This window comes from Agromyces albus (genome assembly GCF_004134825.1).
GTDB lineage: Bacteria > Actinomycetota > Actinomycetes > Actinomycetales > Microbacteriaceae > Agromyces > Agromyces albus.
The window spans coordinates 24,922-45,521 of the sequence record NZ_SDPN01000021.1 but is presented as its reverse complement, the minus strand read 5'-3'; the positions used below and the strand labels follow the sequence as shown (position 1 = coordinate 45,521).

The window sequence follows — 20,600 nt, the reverse complement described above, 5'->3', positions numbered from 1 at the left end:
GAGGCTCAGCGGGCCGCGACGCTGATCATCGAAGCGAGCGGATGCCCCGCCGGCACGTCGAGCAGCCGGGCGACCCCGTCGATCGGGGCCCCGAGCGGAGCCGCGAGCCCCTCACCGCGACCGCGCTCAGCGAGCGCCGCGACGAGCGCGCCCCGCACGTACGCCGATCCCCGGACGATGCCGCCGACCGCGCTCACCCGAATCGCCTCCCCGTTCGCGTGGCCCGCGCGCTCGAGGGCTGCCGCGGCGGAATGCGCGAGCTCGCGCGCCGCCGCCGTCACGATCTCGGCCGCAACCGGGTCGCCCGACTCGGCGGACTCGACGACCGCTCTCGCGAACGACGCGATGCGCGACACCCGCCGATCGTCGCCCTGCAATCGCATGTACAGGTCGTCGAGCGGGCCGAACGCCTCCACGGCGAGCGCGGCGAGCACCGTGGCGTCGCCCCTGCCGTCGTAGCTGCGGAGTGCGGCATCGAGCCCGGCCCGACCGATCCAGTACCCGCTGCCGGCGTCGCCGAGCAGCGAGCCCCACCCGTCGACCTTGGCCGCCCCGCGCGCGGTGACTGCGAGCGTGACGACGCCCGTTCCGATGGCGAGCACGACGCCGGGCTCGTCGCCGTTGGCCGCGAGGTACCCGCTCACCGAGTCGTGCGCGATCGCGACGCGCCGCACGCCGAGGTCGGCGACCGACTCCAGCAGCGGGATCGGCTGGGCGGCCGAGGGCGTCAGGCCGGACAGACCGACCGCGAGTTCGGCGATCTCGAGCGCGTGCTCTCGCGCGAAGGCGTGGGCGACCTCGGAGATCTGCCCGAGCACGGGCCGATCGGTGAGCACGCCGGGCGTCTCCACCTCGAGGTGCTGCCCGGCGTGCGCGAATCGCAGCCGCACGCCGCTCTGCCCGCCATCGATCGACAGGCGCGGGCCCTTACTCGTTCCGGTCTTCACGCGAGCGTCACCGATTGCAGTGAACGCGGGGAGAGCTGCTCCTGCAGCACCATGGTCGCGGCACCGAGCGCCGCGGCATCCGTTCCGTTGACCGACATGCGCACCGACACGTGCTGCAGATGACGCGAGAGCGCACGCTCGCCCACGATGTGCTGGATCGTGCGCACGTAGATGGCCCCGACCTTCTCGAAGGCGCTGCCCGCGAGCACGAGGTGGTCGAGATCGATGATGTTGACGAGCGACACGATCGCCTCGGCGAGGTACTCGGCGGAGTCCTCGATGAGGGCGAGGGCGAGCGGATGCCCCGTGATCGCCGCCTCGGCGACCGCCGCGAAGTCGGCCGCCGCGACGCCCGTGAACTCGAGGTCGATGCCGCCCGACGCCGCAGCTTCCCGCGCGCGGGCGATGACCGCATGCGGGCCGGCGTAGAGCTCGACGCATCCTCGATTGCCGCACGGGCACTCGGGGCCGCGGGCGTCGACGCTCACGTGCCCGAGCTCGCCGACGTTCGACCTCGAGCCGCGGTACACCGTGCCGTCGAACACGATGCCCGCCCCGATTCCGGTGCCCATGTAGACGGACGCGTACGTCGAGCCGACCTCGGTCGCCCCGAGCCAGAACTCGCCGAGCGCTGCGGCCGTGGCGTCGTTGTCGAGCACGCACGAGAAGCCGGTGAGCCGCGAGAGCTCCGCGGTGAGCGGGAACTCGCTCCACGCCGCGAGTGAGGGTGCGCCGACGATGACGCCCGCCTCGCGGTCGATCGGCCCCGGCGCGGCGATGCCCAGGCCGACGACGGCTGCACGGTCGATGTCGAGTCCGTCGAGGAGATGGGCGAGGTCGTCGGCCATGCGGCGCACGTAGTCGGCGGGGCCGAGCGCTCCCGGCCCGTCGATGCCCAGCCTGCCGATGATCGTGCCCGCGAGGTCGGCCACGACGAAGGTCGAGGAGTCGGCGCCGAGGTCGACGCCGACGCCGAAGCGCGAGGCCGGGTTGATCTCGAGTCGCATTCGCGGCTTGCCGCCCGAGGATTCGCCGCGACCCGTCTCGGAGACGACGCCGTCGGCGAGCAGTTCACGCACGAGGTTGGAGATCGTCGCTTGCGTGAGCCCCGTGATCTCGGCGAGTTCGACACGACTGATCGGCCCCTGGGACCTGATCAGGTCGAGGGCGCGCCCCTTCGACGAACCACGCCGCCGCATCGTCTCTACCACACGAGAATACTAACTTAGATTGCTTTATTTAGCCACCGAAGAAAGGCCGGAAGCGACCTCGCGAGCGGTTCAAGTGTGGAGCAATGCGAGCGAGAACACCACCCCGGTCAAGCGGCGAGTGTGTGAACGGCGGAGATCGTCGCGAGCCGACCAGACGGCCCCTGCAGGATTCTCCGCGCTTTGGGCAACTTACTTGACACACATACTTTAGTCGCCTAAGAAAGTACCCAGCGGTTTGCCGAACCCGCGCACCAAGCGCCTCGCACTCACGGCCGCGCCCGTCACAGCACCGTGACACCCTGGATGAAAGGTTCAACGATGTCCCTGAAGTCACGCAGAGGCGCAAGGTCGATCCTTGCCCTCGCCTCCCTCGCGACCGCGGCGCTCGCCCTCTCGGCCTGCTCCCCGGCTGCGAGCGGCGCCGGCGGCAGCTCGATCACCGTCACCGCCAGCACCGGCACGCTCACCGAGAACTTCAACCCCTTCTCTCCCACGGCGCTGCCATCCACCAACGGCGTGATCTTCGAGCCGCTCTACTGGTACAACTCGGCATCCGACGCTCCGCCCACGCCCATCCTCGCGACCGACTTCTCATGGAACGACGACGGCACCGAGCTCACCGTCACCACGCGCGAGGGCGTCAAGTGGTCCGACGGCGAGGACTTCACTGCGGCGGATGTCGCGTTCACCTACAACCTCGTGGCCGAGACGCCCGAGCTGAACACCTCGGGCTCTGCAGCGACCGCCGAGGCGATCGACGACACGACGGTCGTGCTGCACTTCCCGGAGCCGTCGTTCATGCAGGAGCCGAGCGTGCTCGGCAACCGCGGCATCGTGCCGGAGCACATCTGGAAGGACGTCGCCGACCCCACGACCGAGGTCAACTCCGACGCGGTCGGCACCGGACCGTTCGTGCTCAAGGAGTTCACCGCTCAGAGCTACCTGCTCGAGAAGAACGAGCACTACTGGGACGAAGGCAAGCCCGCGATCGACAAGGTGCGCTACGTCTCCCTCGACTCCGCGGATGCCGCGGCGGCCGCACTCATCGCCGGCAAGGTCGACTGGATGAGCTCGTACCTGCCCGACCTCGAGCAGCTCTTGAAAGACCACGACAACCTCAGCTACGTGAACACCCCGGCGCTGACGACCTCGATCTTCACGTGCTCCAACGCCGAACTCGGATGCACCGGCCCGCAGACCGACCCGGCCGTGCGCCAGGCGATCTACCACGCGATCAACCGCGACCAGCTCAACCAGCTCGCCGGCGGCGGCTTCGCGGGCACGAGCTCCCCGACCATGGTGATCCCCGGCCGCGACGACGACTGGATCAGCGACCCCGAGCTCGCGACGACACCGCCGAGCGCCGACGCCGACGAGGCATCCGCGATCCTCGACGCAGCAGGCTGGGTGCCGGGCGCCGACGGGATCCGCGAGAAGAACGGCGAACGACTGAGCCTCACCGTGCAGACCGTCTCGGGCTGGAGCGACTACATCTCGCTGAACGACGCCATGTCGCAGCAGCTCGCAGATGTGGGCATCGAGCTCAATCCCGTGCAGCTCGCCTGGAACGAGTGGAACAACAACCAGATGATGGGCACGTTCCAGCTCTCGCTCGACTCGATCGGCCTCCAGCCCTCGAACAACCCGTACTTCGTCTACAACAAGTGGTACGCGACCAGCCAGACCCTCCCCGTCGGCGAGTCGGCGAGCGCCGGCAACAGCTCCCGGTACTCGAACCCCATCGTCGACGACGCGATCCACGCGGCCGCGGTGACGATCGACGAGGCGGCCCAGAAGGAGCAGTACGCGACCATCCAGGCGGAGATCGACCGCGACCTGCCCTACATCCCGATCTACGTGAACTCGATGCTCACCGAGTTCAACACCGATCGCGCCACGGGCTGGCCGACGAACGACGACAAGTTCGCGCTGCCCGCGACGTGGAAGAACTGGGACAACGGCATCGTCCTCAAGGAACTGCAGCCGGCGAAGTGACGACCGGGTGAAGACCGGTGCCGCCCACCCGACCGGGCGGGCGGCACCGCACCCCGACCGCACTCGACCGAGAGAGAGTCCGCCTCATGCGCCATCTGCTCCAGAAGCTCGGCTTCTACCTCATCGCCCTGTGGGCTGCGATCAGCCTCAACTTCTTCATTCCCCGGTGGATGCCGGGCAATCCCGTCGACATCATGCTCTCCAAGCTCGCCCAGCGCGGACCGGTCACCCCCGAGACACGCAGGGCGATCGAGCTCCTCCTCGGCGGCGACAGTTCGCTGCCGCTCTGGGACCAGTACTGGCAGTATCTCGGTCAGGTGCTCGGCGGCGACCTCGGGGTGTCGGTGGCCTACTTCCCGACGCCGGTCGTCCAAGTGATCGACCAGACCCTGCCGTGGACCATCGGGCTCATCGGCATCTCCACCGTCATCTCCTTCCTCCTCGGCATCGGGCTCGGCCAGCTCGCCGGCTGGAAGCGCGGCTCGTGGCTCGACAACGTCGTGCCCGTGACGACGATGTTCCAATCGGTGCCGTACTTCTGGCTCGCCCTCATCCTCCTGTTCGCCTTCGGCAGTGTCTGGCAGGTCTTCCCCCTGAACGGCGGCTACGACGTGTGGGAGGTCTCGCCGGGCTGGAGCCCGGAGTTCATCGGCAGCGTCCTCTACTACGGCACCCTGCCGGCGCTGACGATCGTGATCTCCTCGATCGGCGGCTGGATGCTCGGCATGCGCAACATGATGGTCTCGACCCTGTCCGAGGACTACATCGTGACCGCAGAGGCGAAGGGTCTGAAGCCGCGCCGCATCATGACGAGCTACGCCGCACGCAACGCCGTGCTGCCCTCCGTCGCGGGGTTCGCCATCTCGCTCGGCTTCGTAGTCGCGGGTTCGATCGTGACCGAGGCCGTCTTCTCGTACCCGGGCATCGGGTCGGCGCTGCTCCAGGCCGTCAACAGCAACGACTACGCCCTCATGCAGGGCATCTTCCTCGTGATCACCCTCTCGGTGCTCGGTGCGAACCTGCTCGTCGACCTGCTCTACACCGTCATCGACCCGCGCACCCGCGCCAGAGCATAGGAGGACGACATGACCGGACTCACCGAAGCACCCGCACTCGTCAGCGGCGCCGACCGGTTGCGCTCGCTCGGGCGCTCGCTGCCCACGATGACCCCGAAGCTCGCCGCCGGACTCGGCATCGCGGCACTCATCGTGCTCTTCGGGCTCGTCGGCCCGCTGCTCGTCGGCAACCCGTCGACGGTGAACAACATCGGCTTGTCGGCGCCGAGCGCCGAGTTCCCCCTCGGCACGACGCAGACCGGCCAGGACGTACTCGCCCAGCTGGCCCATGCGACGCGCGGCTCGCTCACGATCGGGCTCATCGTCGGGGTGCTCGTCGTGGCGCTCTCGGCGTTCTTCGGCATCGTCGGCGCCTACGCCGGCGGCTGGGTCGACGAGTCGTTCTCGCTCATCAGCAACGTCATGCTCGTGATCCCGGGGCTTCCGCTCGTCATCATCATCTCGAGCTACGTGCCCGACAAGAGCCTCCTGCTCGTCGCGGTGGTGCTCGCCATCACCGGCTGGGCCGGGTCGGCGAGGGTGCTCCGCGGGTTCACGCTCAGCCTGCGCAATCGCGACTACGTCGCCGCCGCACGGGTGTCGGGCGAGAAGCCATGGCGCATCCTCTGCGTCGAGATCCTGCCGAACCTCGTGCCCCTGCTCGCCTCACAAGCGGTCTTCGCCGTCATCTTCGCGATCCTCGGCGAAGCGGGACTCTCCTTCCTGGGCCTCGGCGCCTCCGGTTCGTTCACGTGGGGCACGATGCTCTACTACGCGCAGAACGGACTCGCACTCCGTCTCGGCGCCTGGTGGTGGTTCGTGCCGCCGGGGCTGCTCATCGCGCTCTTCGGCGCTGCGCTCTCGCTCATCAACTTCTCGATCGACGAGATCATCAACCCGAAGCTGCGTGCCCAGACCCGCCAGACCCGCAAGGCCTGGGGTCTCTCGCGAGCAGAGCTGCGCCGCGTCGCGAAGGAGGACGAACTGTGAACCACGAGCAGAACCCGGTGCTCACGATCTCGGACCTCAGCATCGACTACCTCGGCGAGCCGACCGTGCACGCCGTCAAGAACGTCTCGCTCACGCTCGGGCGCGGAGAGATCCTGGGCCTCGCCGGCGAGAGCGGGTGCGGCAAGACCACGCTCGCCTACGGCGTCAATCGGCTCTTGAAGCCACCGGCGGTCATCTCCTCTGGGCACGCGGTCTTCCACTCCCGGGAGGGCTACTCGATCGACCTCGCCTCGCTCGAGGGTGAAGACCTGCGCGCATTCCGCTGGAGCCGGATCTCGATGGTCTTCCAGGGGGCGATGAACTCGCTCAACCCGGTGATCTCGATCCGCGCGCAACTCGAGGACATCTTCACGACCCACCGCCCCGACCTGCCCAAGCGCGAGCGACGCCGTCGCTGCGCCGAGCTGCTCGAGCGCGTCGGGGTGGACCCGTCGCGGCTCACCTCCTTCCCGCACGAGCTCTCGGGCGGCATGCGGCAGCGCGTCATGATCGCGATGGCAATGGCGCTCGACCCGCAGATCATGATCATGGACGAGCCGACGACCGCCCTCGACGTCGTCGTGCAGCGGGAGATCCTGCGGGAGATCACGAGACTCCGCGCCGAGCTCGGGTTCGCCGTGATCTTCATCACCCACGACCTGCCGCTCCTCCTCGAGATCTCGGATCGCATCGCCGTCATGCGAGCCGGTGAGATCGTCGAGCTCGCCGACGCCGGCGAGCTCTACACGAACCCGCAGCACGACTACACGAAGCAACTGCTCGCCTCGTTCCCGAGCCTCACCGGCGATCGCGGGGACTTCGTGCGCAGCGGCGTGAAGCAGGAGGTGGCGTCATGAGCGCACTCGAGTTCCGTTCCGTCACGAAGGAGTACCGCCTCCGTGGCGGGTTCCGCAGCCGCACGCTGACCGCGGTGAACGATGTGGACTTCCGCATCGAGGCCGGTCGCACGACGGCGCTCGTGGGGCAGTCGGGAAGCGGCAAGTCGACGATCGCGAAGCTCATCCTGCAACTCGAGCGGCCGACGCGCGGGCAGATCCTCCTCGACGGCTCGCCGATCCGGCGCCGCGGTGCCGGCCTCATCGCCTACCGGAGCGCCGTGCAGATGGTCTTCCAAGACCCGTTCGCGTCGCTGAATCCGTATCACACCGTCTTCCACCACCTCGCCCGCCCCCTCGTGCTGCACGGAATGGCGCGCGGAGAAGCCGAGGTGTCCCAGCGGGTCGGAGCCCTGCTCGAGCGCGTGCAGCTCGAGCCCGAAATCGCCCGCCGCAAGCCGCACGAGCTCTCGGGCGGCCAGCGCCAGCGCGTCGCGATCGCCCGCGCCCTCGCGCCGCAACCGCGGATCCTGATCGCCGACGAGCCGGTGTCGATGCTCGACGTCTCGATCCGCCTCGGCGTGCTGAACCTCCTCGCCGAGCTGCAGCGCGAGGAGGACCTCGGGGTGCTCTACATCACCCACGACCTCGCGACCGCCCGCCATTTCTCCGACGAGATCCTCGTCATGTACCGCGGTGAGATCGTGGAGCGCGGACCTGCCGACGACGTCATCCTGTCGCCGAAGCACGAATACACGAAGCTGCTCGCCGAAGCCGCTCCCAACCCCGAGAAGAGACGTGCCGCATGAGTTTCCGTTCCCTCGACTCCGCCGCCGGAGCCGACTGGTTCCTCGCCGCAACCGCAGGAGCCGCGCCCGACGCCTTCGCGACGGAGATCCCGGCGCGAGTGCCGGGCCAGGTGCACCTCGACCTCGTGGCCGCGGGCGGCATCCCCGATCCGTACGACGGCGCCAACGAGACCCAGCTCGCGTGGATCGGTCGCACCGACTGGCGGTACCGCACCGTGTTCGACTGGCATGACGACGGGCACGGCCGGCACGACCTCGTCGCACTCGGACTCGACACGGCGGCGACCATCCGGCTCAACGGGCAGCTCATCGCCCGCACCGCCAACCAGCACCGCTCGTACCGATTCGACGTGCGCGACGCGCTCGTCGAGGGCGAGAACGAGCTCGTGGTCGAGTTCCGGGCTCCACTCGACTTCGCCGACGAGCAGGAGCAACTGCTCGGCGCCCGCCCCCACGTCAACCATCACCCCTTCAACGCCATGCGCAAGATGGCCTGCGACTTCGGCTGGGACTGGGGCATCGACCTGTCCTCCTCGGGTATCTGGAAGTCGATCGGCATCGACTCCTGGTCGGGGGTGCGCATCGCGGGCGTCCGGCCGCTCGTCGAGGTCTCGGCGCCGCTCGGCGATCGTGCGCGCGGCCGGCTCGACGCACGCGTCTCGCTCGAGTGGGCGGATGCCGCATCCGCCGCCGACACCGAGATCACCGTCCAGGTGGCGGGCGCCACCGCCACGGCGCTCGCTTCGGCCGGCACGACCGAGGTCGGGATCGTCGTCGACGCGGGCGAGGTCGACGTGTGGTGGCCGCGCGGCTACGGCGCGCAACCGCGCTACGAAGTGACCCTGAGCGCCGGCGACGACCGGTGGTCGGCACTCGTCGGCTTCCGCTCGGTGCAGCTCGACACGACGCCCGACGAGCTCGGCACCCCGTTCACCATCATCGTGAACGGTCGAGTCGTCAACATCCGCGGCGCGAACTGGATCCCCGACGACACCTTCGTCACGCGCGTCGACCCCGAGCGCTACCTCTCGCGAGTGACTGACGCGGTCGAGGCCAACATGAACCTCCTCCGGGTGTGGGGCGGCGGCCTGTACGAGCACGACGACTTCTACGACATCTGCGATCAGCTCGGGGTGCTCGTCTGGCAGGACTTCCTCTTCGCGTGCGCCGCCTACGCCGAGGAGGAGCCGATGCGCGGCGAGGTGGAGGCCGAGGCGCGCGAGCACGTGGCCCGGCTGTCGCGGCATCCGTCCCTCGTGCTCTGGAACGGGTGCAACGAGAACATCTGGGGATACCTCGAGTGGGACTGGCGCCGCCGCCTCGAGGGGCGCACGTGGGGCGAGGGCTACTACTTCGAGCTGCTGCCCTCGATCGTCGCCGAGCTCGATCCGACCCGCCCCTACTCCCCCGGCAGCCCGTTCTCGTTCATGCGCTACGCCCACCCGAACGACGCGCGGCACGGCACCATGCACCTCTGGGACGTCTGGAACGAGCGCGACTACACCGCGTATCGCGAGCACGAACCGAGGTTCGCGTCGGAGTTCGGCTTCCAGGGGCCGCCCGCCTGGACGACCCTCACGGGTGCCGTGCACGACGAGCCGCTCGATCCCTACGGCGAACAGATGCTCGTGCACCAGAAGGCCGATCAGGGCAACGTCAAGCTCGAGCGCGGGCTCGGCGCCCACCTGCCGAAGTGGCGTGACGTCGACGAGTGGCATTTCGCGACGCAACTGAACCAGGCTCGAGCGCTCGCCTTCGGCATCGAGCACTTCCGCTCGCTGTACCCGCGCAACACGGGCCAGGTCGTCTGGCAGTTGAACGACTCGTGGCCGGTCATCTCGTGGGCTGCCGTGGACTTCTCGGGCATCCGCAAGCCCGCGTGGCACGCCTTGCGCCGCGTCTACGGCGACCGGCTGCTGACCGTGCAGCCGCACGACGGCGGGGCGGTCCTCGTCGCGCACAATGACCACGATGACCCGTGGCGCGGTGAGGTGCAGGTCACCCGCATGACGCTCGACGGCGACCGCTTGGCCGCCGAGACGCACGCGCTCGAGCTCGGGGCGCGCGAGTCGGCGCGGTTCCCGCTCGGCGCGGAGGTGCTAGCGACGACGGATGCCGCGGGCGAGTTCGTGCTCGTGCGCGCGGGCGACGGCGTGGCCGACGCACTGTGGTACTTCTCCGAGGATCCGGAGCTGAAGCTCCGTTCGTCTGCCGACGCGTTGGCGGTCGAATGGAGCACCGGTGACGGCGACGGCGAAACGGCGCGATTGACCGTGACCGCGTCGTCGCTCGTGAAGGACCTCGTGCTGCAGGCCGACCGCATCGCGCCCGGCGCGCGCGTCGACTCCGGCCTCGTCACCCTGGCCGCGGGCGACTCGCATACCTTCGTCGTCACCGGAACAGGGGGTGCCGAGCTCACGGGACACGACCGCTTCCCGACGCTATGTTCGGTGAATGACCTCATTGCATAGCGCCGACGTGGAGGCATCCGTCGGCCTGTGTCTGCACCAGCCTCGCCGGCGCGTGCCCATGGAACCCTTCTGGCAGCGGTTCATCACGGGTGCTGAGGAGGCTCTCGCGGCCCGCGGGCACCGACTGCTCATGAAGGTCGTGGCGTCGCTCGACGACGAGGTTCGCGTGCACGCGCGCTGGCACGAAGAGGCACGCGTGCGGGGTGTCATCGTCGCCGACCTGACGCCCGCCGACCCGCGTCTGGACTCACTCTCGCAACTCGGGCTGCCGGCGGTCGCGCTCGCGCGAGCCGAAGACGCGCCGGGGTTCTCGACGTTCACCGACGACAACGTCGAGATCGTCGATCGCGTGGTCGCCCATTTCGCCGAGCGCGGGCACCGGCATCTCGCTCGCGTGACAGGCCCCGCGATGTACGTGCACACGCAGTTGCGCGACGAGGCGTTCGCCCGCGCGTGCGAGGCGCTCCGCATCCGGCACGAGCGAGTCGAGGCCGATTTCACCTCCGACGGCGGGGCTGCCGCGACCCGGGAGCTCCTCGCGCGCGCCGACGCCCCATCGGGCATCCTGTTCGACAACGACGTCATGGCACTCGCCGGACTCGAGGTCTGCCGGGAGCTCGAGCAAGCGGTGCCAGAGCGCATGGCGATCGTCGCATGGGACGATTCTGTGGCCTTGCAGCTCGCGAGCCCCACCGTGACCGCGCTCGCCCACGATCTCACCCGCTACGGCCGTGGGGCCACGGAACTCCTCCTCGACACCATCGCCGATGGCCGCGTGCGCACCGGTCGAGCCGAACCGCCGCGGCTCGTCGTTCGCGAATCCACATGAGCCGTGCGGTGCCGCCGGCCCCGAGTTCGGCCGAGCGCACCGGGTTCGAGAGGGTGCCGAGGCTCGAGGCCGTGACCTCCACCGAGTCGCCCGCTGCGATCGGTTTCTCTCAGTCAACTGAGCGCTTGACGGAGCGCCCGCCCGCGGCGTAGACCTGAGTCGTGTAATGCCCCGGCGTCGTGCGGCTGGGGGTGCGACGAACACTGAGGGCGTCGGCACCGCGACCTCTTCAAGGAGGGACCCATGTCCACGATCGAACTCGCGGGGCTTCGAGAAAACGTGCGGGGGCGGGTCATCGACAGCGACGACCCGGGCTACGACGACGCCCGATCCGTCTTCAACGGGATGATCGATCGACGGCCCCTGGCCGTCGTGCGAGTGTCCCAGGTGGCCGACGTCATCGCCACCGTCAACTTCGCGAGAGACAACGGCCTCGACCTCGCCATCCGTGGCGGCGGCCACAGTGCTCCGGGTTTCGGCACCCTCGACGACGGGATCGTGATCGATTTCGCCGATCGCATCGGCGTACACGTCGACCCGGCCGCCCGTACCGCTCGCGCCGAGCCGGGCGCGACCTGGGCGGACTTCAATCATGCGACGCATGCCTTCGGCCTCGCCACGACGGGCGGGATCATCGGATCGACCGGAATCGCGGGGCTCACCCTCGGCGGAGGCATCGGCTACCTGGCCCGAAAGTACGGCCTCTCCTGCGACAACCTCATCTCGGCGGATGTCGTGACGGCGGACGGCGGGTTCCTCACTGCCGACGAGAGTCAGAACGCCGACCTGTTCTGGGCGTTGCGCGGGGGCGGCGGAAACTTCGGGGTCGTGACATCGTTTCGCTACCGGCTGCATCCCGTCGATACCGTGTACGGCGGGGTGGTCATCTACTCGGCGGAGCACGGGGAGAGCGTCGGGAGGTTCTTCCGCGACTTCATCGCAGGGTCGCCGGAGGAGTTCGGCGCCTTCTACGGATTCCATCAGGGGCCGCCCGTTCCGTTCCTCCCCGAGGAGTGGCACGGCACGCCCGTGTGCGTGGTCGTCGGGGCATGGACGGGGCCTCTCGACGAGGGCGAGAAGCGCTGGCAGCCGGTCCTCGATGCGGCGCCGGTGCTCGGTTCGTTCCTCGGCGAGCTGCCCTACCCCTCCCTCAACACGCTCTTCGATCCGCTCCAGCCGAAAGGGATGCAAGGGTATTGGAAGGCGGACTTCCTTCGCTCGTTGAGCGACGATGCGCTTCGGGTCGCCGCCGACTTCGGCAGCCGGGTGCCGAGCGTGGAGACCGCCAATCACTTCTACCCGATCGACGGTGCCGTGCAGCGGGTGGCGCCCGAAGCGACCGCCTTCGCCTACCGGAACGTCGATTTCGCGCCCGTCATCGCCGGCCAGTGGCATGACCCGGCAGACAACGCCCAGAACACCCGGTGGGTGCGCGACTACTGGGAGGCGCTGCACCAGTATGCCGAACCCGGTGGATACATCAACTTCATGGATGCCGACGATCAGTCGCGCATCGCCGACAACTACCAAGCCAACTACGCGCGCCTGGCCGAGGTGAAGGCGAACTACGATCCCGCCAACTTCTTCCACGTCAACCAGAACATCGCGCCGGCAGTGACCGGCGCCTGAGTGGCGGTCTTCTCTCGATACCCGCGCCCGCCGGGTCAGAGCTCGGCGGTGCGCACCGGGTTCGAGAGCGTGCCGAGGCCCGAGACCGTGATCTCGACGACGTCGCCGGAGACGATCGGACCGACGCCCGCCGGCGTGCCGGTGAGGATCACGTCGCCCGGGAGCAGCGTGAACACGGATGACGCGTAGGCGATGATTGCCGGGATCGAGTGCACCATGTCGGCCAGGCGCCCTTCCTGGCGGCGCTCGCCGTTCACGCTCGTCTCGATCGTGCCGTGCTCGAGATCGATCTCAGTGTCGATCACGGGGCCGAGCGGGCAGAACGTGTCGAAGCCCTTCGCGCGCGCCCATTGGCCGTCGCTGCGCTGGAGGTCGCGCGCGGTGACGTCGTTCGCGATCGTGTAGCCGAAGATGAACGCGTCGGCGTCTTCTTCGGCGACGTTCTTCGCGATGCGGCCGATGACGATCGCGAGCTCGCCCTCGTGATCGACCTGCTTGCTCTGCCGGGGCAGCGCGATCGTGTCGTCGGGGCCGATGACCGAGGTGTTCGGCTTCAGGAAGAGCAGCGGCTCGGAGGGGGCGTCGCCACCCATCTCGGCGGCATGGTCGCGATAGTTCCTGCCGACTGCGACGATCTTCGAGCGCGGGATCACGGGTGCGAGCAGCTTCGCGTCGGCGAGCCGCACGCGCTCGCCCGTGGTCTCGAACCCGGCGAACATCGGGTCGGCCTTCAGCACGACGAGCTCGTGCTCCTCTTCATCGACGACGCCGAATGCGATGGAATCGCCGTGACTGAATCGCGCGAGCTTCATGCGTTCAGCCTATCGGCGAGGCATCCGCTATCAGTCGTTTGCCGAGGCTCGCGACCTCGTCGACCTGGTAGCCGAGACGGCGATAGAACTCGATCACGCCTGCGTTCGTCGAACGCACCTGGAGGTTGAGCTTCGGGCACCCGAGCTCGGTGAGCAACCGCTCGGCCTCCTCCATGAGTCGGGCACCGAGTCGTTCACCGCGCCGCGTTTCGTCGACCGCGAGGTAGTTCACCCAGCCGCGATGGCCGTCGTGTCCGACCATCGCCGTCGCGATGACGACGCCGCCCGACTCCCCCACGAGGAAGAGCTCGGGCTGCACGGCGAGCTTGCGCTCGATGTCGCGATACGGGTCGTTCCACGGCACGACGAGGCCCGCCGCGCGCCACAGCTCGACGACGGCTTCGGTGTCGGCTCGATCGAACGCGCGGATGCGCACGCCGGTCGGCGAGACCGCCGCGGTCACGCGTCGAGGCGGGTCAACCACCCGTGACGGTCTTCGACCCGTCCGTACTGGATTCCCGTGAGCTCTTCGCGCAGCGACAGCGCGAGCTCGCTCGACGCGGCCCCCGAGTGCACGATCTCGAAGTCGTCGGCGAGGAGTCGCCCGATCGGCACGACGACGGCGGCGGTGCCGCACGCGAAGGCGCCGACGATGTCGCCGGATGCCGCGCCCTCGCGCCACTCCGTCATGGTGACGCGGCGACGCTCGACGGCGTGCCCGCGATCGGCCGCGAGCTGGAGCACGGAGTCGCGCGTGATGCCCTCGAGGATCGAGTCGGACTCGGGGGTGACCAAGGTGCCGTCACGGTGCACGAACACGATGTTCATGCCGCCGAGCTCCTCGATGTACCCGTCGTTGTCGAGGAAGAGCACCTGCTGGCAGCCCTTCGCGGATGCCTCGGCCTGGGGCAGCAGGCTCGAGGCGTAGTTGCCACCCGTCTTCGCCGCCCCCGTGCCGCCCTTGCCGGCGCGCGCGTAGTTCGTCGACAACCAGATGCTCACCGGCTGCACGCCGCCCGGGAAGTATGCCGCGGCCGGGCTCGCGATGACGTAGTAGCCGACCTTCTTCGCGGGACGCACGCCGAGGAACGCCTCTTTCGCGAACATGAACGGTCGCAGGTAGAGGCTCGTCTCGGGCGCACTCGGCACCCACGCGGCGTCGACCGCGATGAGCTGCTTGAGCGACTCGAGGAAGATCTCACTCGGCAGCTCGGGCAGCGCCATGCGGCGCGCCGAGCGCTGCATGCGCGCGGCGTTCTCGTACGGGCGGAAGGTCCAGATCGAGCCGTCGGCGTGGCGGTAGGCCTTCATGCCCTCGAAGATCTCTTGCGCGTAGTGGAAGACGGCAGCCGCGGGGTCGAGCTCGAGGGGGCCGTAGGGCTGCACCCGGGGGCGGTGCCAGCCGCCCTTCTCCGACCAGCACAGGTCGATCATGTGGTCGGTGAAGTGGTTGCCGAACCCGGGGTCGGCGAGGATCGCGTCGCGTTCGGCCTCGCTGCGCGAGGACTCGTTGCGGATGACCTGCCAGATGAGACCTGATGCGGAGGGGGCCTGGAGCGGGAGATTGATCGTCATGGTGTCTTCCTTCGAGTGCTCGGAATCTTCTACAGTGCGCCGAGTCGGGCGACGACGGCGTCGCCGACTTCGGAGGTCGAGCGTTTCGCGTCGCCGCGTTCGGCGATGTCGGCGGCGACCGCCCTCGTGACCCGCTGAGCCTGCTCCGTGAGGCCGAGGTGCTCGAGGAGCAGCGCGACGGAGAGGATCGCGGCCGTGGGGTCGGCGATGCCCTTCCCTGCGATGTCGGGTGCGGAACCGTGAACCGGCTCGAACATGCTGGGGAATCGGCCGTCGGGGTTGATGTTGCCCGAGGCTGCGAGGCCGATGCCGCCGCTGATTGCGCCGGCCAGATCGGTGAGGATGTCGCCGAAGAGGTTGTCCGTGACGATGACATCGAATCTAGCAGGATCCGTGACGAGGAAGATCGTCGCCGCGTCGACGTGCAGGTAGTCGACCGTGATGTCGGGGAACTCGACGGCGACGGCATCGACCGTGCGCTTCCACAGCGATCCGGCGAACACGAGCACGTTGGTCTTGTGCACGAGGGTGAGGCGCTTGCGGGGCCTCGCGGATGCCGCGGCGAAGGCGTAGCGCACGACGCGCTCCACCCCGTAGCCGGTGTTCACCGAGACCTCGTTCGCGACCTCGTGCGGCGTGCCGACGCGGATCGCCCCGCCGTTGCCGACGTAGGGACCCTCGGTGCCCTCGCGCACGAGGAGGAAGTCGACGTCGCCCGGAGCGGCGAGCGGGCTCGTGACACCCGGATACAGCACCGTCGGGCGCAGATTGACGTAGTGGTCGAGCTCGAATCGGAGCTTGAGCAGGAGTCCACGCTCGATGTTCGCGCCGAGGAGTCGCGGATCGCCGGGGGCGCCGCCGACGGCGCCGAGCAGGATCGCATCGTGACCGGCGATGGCGGCCAGGTCGTCGTCGCTCATCACGTCGCCAGTCTCGAGGTAGCGGGCGGCGCCGAGCGAGAACTCCGTCTGCTGGAACGAGACCTCACTGCCGTCGGTGACCGCCGCGAGGGCCTTCAGCGCCTCGCCAACGACCTCGGGTCCGATCCCATCACCGGGAATGACCGCGAGCCTGACCGTGCCTACCATGAATTCTCCTTCGTGCGCCAGCCCTCCCAGCGTACTGTCCGCGCGCACGGCCGATCGATACACTCGGCCTCAGGAAGAGGTATCCGCCTCATCGAAACACGGCCCCACGGGCCGCCGGAGAGAAAGCAGGAACCACCCATGAGTCTCGGACTCGGAATCGTACTCTTCGTCATCGGCGCGATCCTCGCGTTCGCGCTGAACCTCACCGTCGACTGGATCGACCTTCAGCTGGTCGGCTACATCCTGATGGTCGCCGGCGTGATCGTCGTCATTCTCGGCGTCATCCTGCTCGCCCGTCGTCGTCGATCGGTGGCGACCTCCCACACGAGCGTCGACCCCGCGACGGGTGACCGGGCCACGCGCTCCGAGCACTCGGTTCCCGAGGACCCCACCGCTCTCTGAGCAGTCCTGAGTCGAGCGGCCGTCCCTGCACTCCACGGAGTGCTGAGGGCGGCCGTTCGCTGCTGCGCCCCGGGCGCTCTACTCCGCGTCGGACGCACGTGGGTTCTTGAGCGCCACCGCGGCGACGACCGCGGCTGCGATCATGAGCGCCACGCCGATGAGCGAGGTCACCATGACGCCGCCGTCGAAGGCACGGGCCGCGGATGCCGCGAGCTCGGCGCCGACGGCAGCCGGGAGTCCCTCGGCCACGGTCACGGCGCCCGCGAGCGTCTCTCGCGCGACATCCGCCTGCTCGCCGGTGAGCACCGCAGGCAGTTCGATCCCCGCGCGGAAGTGCGCGGCGAGGATGCTGCCGAGCAGGGCGGTGCCGAGCACCGCACCGAGTTCGTACGCGGTCTCGGACACGGCGGAGGCGGCGCCCGCCTTCGCCGGCGGCGCGCTCGAGAGGATCAGCTCGTTCGAGACGGTCTCGGCGGAGCCGATGCCGACACCGAGCAGCATGAAGGCGATGACGATCGGTGCGATCGAGTGGGCGCTCGACTCGGCGCTCGTGAAGAGGGCGATCACGAGGTACCCGGCAGCGGAGAGCACGAGTGCGATCGGCACGAGAACCCGCGGCCTGACCCGGCGCGCGATGGGCACGACGACCAGGCCCGCGATGATCATCGCGATGAGACCCGGCAGGAGCGCGAGTCCGGCGGCGACCGGCGTGAGCCCCGCGATGAGCTGCAGGTGCTGCGACACGAAGTACAGGAACCCGACGAGCGCGATGACGCTGAAGAGGTTCACGAGCACCGCGCCGCCGAAGGAGCCCTGCCGGAACAGCCGCACGTCGAGCATCGGCGAGTCGCTGCGCAACTGCCGCCGCACGAACCACGCCGCGCAGGCGAGGCCGATCACGATCGCCGGCACGCCGAAGCCGCCGATTCCCTCGGTCGCGAGCGACTTGATGCCGTAGACGACCGGCCCCATCGCCGCGAGCGAGAGCACGGTGCTGACGACGTCGATGCGGCCGGGAGCGGGGTCGCGGCTCTCGGGGATCAGCAGCGGCACGAGCACGAGCAGGGGCACGAGCACCGGCACGGCGAGGAGGAACACCGAGCCCCACGCGAAGTGCTCGAGCAGGATGCCGCCGACGAGCGGCCCGAGCGCGCTGCCCGCCGCGAATCCCGACGCCCAGATCGCGATCGCGAGCCGCCGCTGTTCACGATCGGTGAAGACCGCCCGCAGCAGCGAGAGCGTCGACGGCATGAGCATGGCGCCGAAGAAGCCGAGCGCGGCGCGGGCTGCGATGAGCGCCTCTGCGGTCGGCGCGAAGGCCGCCGCGATCGAGACGATCGCAAAGCCCGTCGAACCGATGAGGAGCAGTCGACGGCGCCCGAAGCGATCGCCGGCGCTGCCCATCGCGACGAGGAGGCCCGCGAGCACGAGCGGATACGCGTCGATGATCCAGAGCTGCTGGGCGGCCGTCGGCGCGAGATCCCGCGCAATGGCGGGCAGCGCGAAGCTCAGCACCGTGTTGTCGACTGACACGAGCAGCACGGGGAGCATGAGCACGGCGAGTGCGATCCACGCGCGCCGCGGTGCTCGCGGTGCTGCCGTCGTGGGCGTGCTGCCCGTCGCGGCGGCGGGCCTCGTCGGTGTCTCGACGGTGCCGGTGTCAGTGCGTGTCGTGTTGATCATTTCCGAATCCATTACTATACCGTCCAGCCGGTATAGTATCAGAAACATGGAACGATGCCGCTCGCTACGATCGAGCACATGAGCCGACCCCCTGCCGCCCGCGACGCCGTGCTCGATGCGTTCGAGCGCATCCTGATCGACGGCGGCGAGCGTGCCGCGACCCTCGACGCCACGGCCCGTGCGGCCGGCGTGTCGAAGGGCGGGCTGCTCTACCACTTCTCGTCGCGCGAGGCGCTCGTCGACGCGGTGCTCGCGCGCTTCCGCGAACTCGTCGACGCCGACATCGAGCAGCTCGAGCGTGCCCCTGAGGGCGCCGTCGCCTACTACGTGCGCAGTGCCGTCGCCGTCGGCCATCCGCTCGACCGCGCCGGCGTCGCCGCGGCGCGACTCGCCCAAGCGGGCAGCGTACCCGCTGTCCGCGTGATCAGGGCCGTGCGCCAGCGCTGGCTCGGCGCCGTGCGCCGCCACGTCTCCGACCCCACGGTCGCCCTCGCGATCACCCTCATCGGCGACGGGCTCTACTACGACTCCGCGTTGCACGGCGACGACGCGGAGACCGGCGTCGACGCGCCCCGCGCTGCGGAGATGGACTCGCTCATCGCGCTGCTCGAGCGTCTCGCCGCCGAGCCGCCTCGGGCGCCTACTCCGTGATGTCGATCTCGACGAGCACGTCGGCCGCGATGGCCTCGCGCACTCGCTCGAGCACCTCGGTGGGCACCGGCGAGTCGACGGTGAGCACGCTGAGCGCCTCGCCGCCCGCCTCGCGACGCGCGATCTGCATGCCCGCGATGTTGATGCCGGCGTCGCCGAACTCACGGCCGTAGATCGCCACGATGCCGGGACGATCGGTGTACTCCATGATGATGTGCGTCGACGCGATCGGCACCTCGATCTCGTACCCGTTCACGCCCACGAGCTTCTCGATCTGCTTCGTGCCGGTGAGTGTGCCCGAGACCGAGAGCTGACGGCCGTCGGCGAGCGCACCCGCGATCGTGATGACGTTGCGGTACTCGGGCGACTCCGCCTCGGTGATCAGGCGAACCGTGACGCCGCGTTGCTCGGCGAGCAACGGGGCATTGACGTACGAAACCGTCTCGCTGACGATCTTCGTGAAGATGCCCTTCAGGGCCGCGAGCTTGAACACGCTGACGTCGTAGTCGACGAGCTCACCGCGCACCTCGACGTCGACGCTGGTGAGCGCGGCATCCGCCAGACCGGCGAAGAGCTGGCCGAGCTTCTCGACGAGCGGGATGCCGGGACGCACGTATGGATCGATGACGCCGCCGGCGACGTTCACCGCATCGGGCACCAGCTCGCCGGCGAGCGCCAGGCGCACCGACTTCGCTACCGACACGCCCGCCTTCTCCTGCGCCTCGTCGGTCGAGGCGCCGAGGTGCGGCGTGACGATGACGTTCGGCAGCGACAGCAGCGGCGACTCGCGCGGCGGCTCCGAGACGAAGACGTCGAGGCCGGCGCCGGCGATGCGGCGAGCGACGAGCGCCTCGTAGAGCGCGTCTTCATCGATGAGCCCGCCACGGGCGACGTTCACGAGGAACGCCGTGGGCTTCATCTTCTCGAACTGCTCGGTGCTGATCATGCCTGTGGTCTCGGGTGTCTTCGGCATGTGGATCGTGATGAAGTCGCTTCGCTCGAGGAGCTCGTCGAGGCTCACGGTCTGCACCCCGAGCTGCTGGGCGCGCGCGGCCGTGATGTACGGGTCGTAGGCGATGACCTCGGTGCCGAACGCCTGGAGCCGGGCGGCGATGAGGGCGCCGATGCGACCGAGGCCGATGATGCCGATGGTCTTCTCGTAGAGCTCGACGCCCGTGTAGTGCGAGCGCTTCCACTCGCCCTGCGCGAGCGCCGCGTGCGCCGCCGGAATATGGCGGGCGAGGCTCAGGATGTGTCCGACGGTGAGCTCGGCCGCCGAGATGATGTTCGACGTCGGCGCGTTCACGACCATGACCCCGGCGGTCGTCGCCGCCTTGATGTCGACGTTGTCGAGGCCGACTCCCGCGCGTGCGATGACCTTGAGCTTCGGCGCGGCGGCGATCGCCTCGGCGTCGACCTTCGTCGCGGAACGCACGAGGATCGCGTTCGCGTCGGCGAGCGCCGCGAGCAGCGCCGGACGATCGGTGCCGTCGACGTTGCGAACGTCGAAGTCGGGCCCCAGCGCATCGACGGTGGCGGGTGAGAGTTCTTCTGCGATCAGCACGACCGGCTTTGACACGACGAATCGATTCCTTTGGCCAGAGGGGGGATGACGAG

18 protein-coding genes are annotated in these 20,600 nt (G+C 69.1%); 10 read left to right on the top strand and 8 right to left on the bottom strand.

All coding sequences use genetic code 11. The annotated features are described in order from the left end of the window. Positions 1-5: 5 nt before the first annotated feature. Both ESP51_RS12130 and ESP51_RS12125 read right to left on the bottom strand, forming a co-directional pair. Positions 6-947, bottom strand: a complete 942-nt coding sequence (locus tag ESP51_RS12130) for an N-acetylglucosamine kinase (RefSeq protein WP_129521163.1) — start codon at positions 945-947, stop codon at positions 6-8. After that, positions 944-2,158 carry an ROK family transcriptional regulator gene (locus ESP51_RS12125; RefSeq protein WP_129521162.1) on the bottom strand — a complete coding sequence of 405 codons (1,215 nt, stop codon included), beginning with the start codon at positions 2,156-2,158 and terminating at the stop codon, positions 944-946. Before ESP51_RS12125 ends, ESP51_RS12130 begins: the two co-directional genes overlap by 4 nt. A gap of 318 nt (positions 2,159-2,476) precedes the next feature. On the opposite strand from ESP51_RS12125, the gene ESP51_RS12120 reads away from it, so the two are divergent. The 8 genes from ESP51_RS12120 to ESP51_RS12090 all read left to right on the top strand — a co-directional run bounded on the left by ESP51_RS12120 (position 2,477) and on the right by ESP51_RS12090 (position 12,772). Next, positions 2,477-4,153: an ABC transporter substrate-binding protein gene (locus tag ESP51_RS12120; protein ID WP_129521161.1), complete on the top strand. Its 1,677-nt coding sequence runs from the start codon at positions 2,477-2,479 to the stop codon at positions 4,151-4,153. 86 nt (positions 4,154-4,239) lie between these two features. Then, complete coding sequence (locus ESP51_RS12115) at positions 4,240-5,229, top strand: ABC transporter permease (protein WP_129521160.1); 990 nt, start codon at positions 4,240-4,242, stop codon at positions 5,227-5,229. A 9-nt stretch (positions 5,230-5,238) separates the two neighbouring features. Continuing rightward, positions 5,239-6,198, top strand: a complete 960-nt coding sequence (locus ESP51_RS21075) for an ABC transporter permease (RefSeq protein WP_241843137.1) — start codon at positions 5,239-5,241, stop codon at positions 6,196-6,198. Next, positions 6,195-7,055 carry an ABC transporter ATP-binding protein gene (locus ESP51_RS12110; RefSeq protein WP_241843136.1) on the top strand — a complete coding sequence of 287 codons (861 nt, stop codon included), beginning with the start codon at positions 6,195-6,197 and terminating at the stop codon, positions 7,053-7,055. Before ESP51_RS21075 ends, ESP51_RS12110 begins: the two co-directional genes overlap by 4 nt. Beyond that, complete coding sequence (locus ESP51_RS12105) at positions 7,052-7,843, top strand: ABC transporter ATP-binding protein (RefSeq protein WP_129521158.1); 792 nt, start codon at positions 7,052-7,054, stop codon at positions 7,841-7,843. Before ESP51_RS12110 ends, ESP51_RS12105 begins: the two co-directional genes overlap by 4 nt. Further along, on the top strand, positions 7,840-10,314 hold the full coding sequence (locus ESP51_RS12100; RefSeq protein WP_129521157.1) for a glycoside hydrolase family 2 protein: 2,475 nt from the start codon (positions 7,840-7,842) through the stop codon (positions 10,312-10,314). The genes ESP51_RS12105 and ESP51_RS12100 overlap by 4 nt, the downstream gene beginning before the upstream one ends. Continuing rightward, positions 10,298-11,143, top strand: a complete 846-nt coding sequence (locus ESP51_RS12095; protein WP_129521156.1) for a LacI family DNA-binding transcriptional regulator — start codon at positions 10,298-10,300, stop codon at positions 11,141-11,143. Before ESP51_RS12100 ends, ESP51_RS12095 begins: the two co-directional genes overlap by 17 nt. 243 nt (positions 11,144-11,386) lie before the next feature. Further along, entirely contained in the window at positions 11,387-12,772 is a 1,386-nt protein-coding gene (locus tag ESP51_RS12090) for an FAD-binding oxidoreductase (RefSeq protein WP_129521155.1), read from the top strand. Positions 12,773-12,807: 35 nt separating this feature from the next. Here the strand turns inward: ESP51_RS12090 and ESP51_RS12085 are convergent, their stop codons facing one another. From ESP51_RS12085 to ESP51_RS12070, 4 genes are read right to left on the bottom strand one after another with little or no spacing between them, the layout of a single operon-like run. After that, positions 12,808-13,584 carry a fumarylacetoacetate hydrolase family protein gene (locus tag ESP51_RS12085; protein WP_129521154.1) on the bottom strand — a complete coding sequence of 259 codons (777 nt, stop codon included), beginning with the start codon at positions 13,582-13,584 and terminating at the stop codon, positions 12,808-12,810. 4 nt (positions 13,585-13,588) lie between these two features. Next, complete coding sequence (locus ESP51_RS12080; RefSeq protein WP_241843135.1) at positions 13,589-14,047, bottom strand: GNAT family acetyltransferase; 459 nt, start codon at positions 14,045-14,047, stop codon at positions 13,589-13,591. Next, positions 14,044-15,159, bottom strand: coding sequence for a branched-chain amino acid aminotransferase (locus ESP51_RS12075; RefSeq protein ID WP_129521153.1), 1,116 nt, complete (start codon positions 15,157-15,159; stop codon positions 14,044-14,046). The genes ESP51_RS12080 and ESP51_RS12075 overlap by 4 nt, the downstream gene beginning before the upstream one ends. 29 nt (positions 15,160-15,188) lie before the next feature. Further along, a complete protein-coding gene (locus ESP51_RS12070) occupies positions 15,189-16,247 on the bottom strand; it encodes a 3-isopropylmalate dehydrogenase (RefSeq protein WP_129521152.1) in 1,059 nt (352 codons plus the stop codon). Between the two features lie 138 nt (positions 16,248-16,385). Here ESP51_RS12070 and ESP51_RS12065 point away from each other — a divergent pair, with 138 nt between their 5' ends. After that, positions 16,386-16,649 (top strand): DUF6458 family protein, encoded by a 264-nt coding sequence (locus tag ESP51_RS12065; RefSeq protein WP_129521151.1) that lies wholly within the window; start codon positions 16,386-16,388, stop codon positions 16,647-16,649. 78 nt (positions 16,650-16,727) lie between these two features. Here ESP51_RS12065 and ESP51_RS12060 read toward each other — a convergent pair whose 3' ends face one another. After that, positions 16,728-18,332: an MFS transporter gene (locus ESP51_RS12060; protein WP_129521150.1), complete on the bottom strand. Its 1,605-nt coding sequence runs from the start codon at positions 18,330-18,332 to the stop codon at positions 16,728-16,730. 78 nt (positions 18,333-18,410) lie between these two features. Between ESP51_RS12060 and ESP51_RS12055 the strand changes: the two genes are divergently transcribed. Next, positions 18,411-18,983 carry a TetR/AcrR family transcriptional regulator gene (locus ESP51_RS12055; RefSeq protein WP_129521149.1) on the top strand — a complete coding sequence of 191 codons (573 nt, stop codon included), beginning with the start codon at positions 18,411-18,413 and terminating at the stop codon, positions 18,981-18,983. Here ESP51_RS12055 and serA read toward each other — a convergent pair. Continuing rightward, positions 18,973-20,562, bottom strand: coding sequence for a phosphoglycerate dehydrogenase (serA, locus tag ESP51_RS12050; protein WP_129521148.1), 1,590 nt, complete (start codon positions 20,560-20,562; stop codon positions 18,973-18,975). The two genes, ESP51_RS12055 and serA, sit on opposite strands and share 11 nt — an antisense overlap. Between the last annotated feature and the right edge of the window lie 38 nt (positions 20,563-20,600).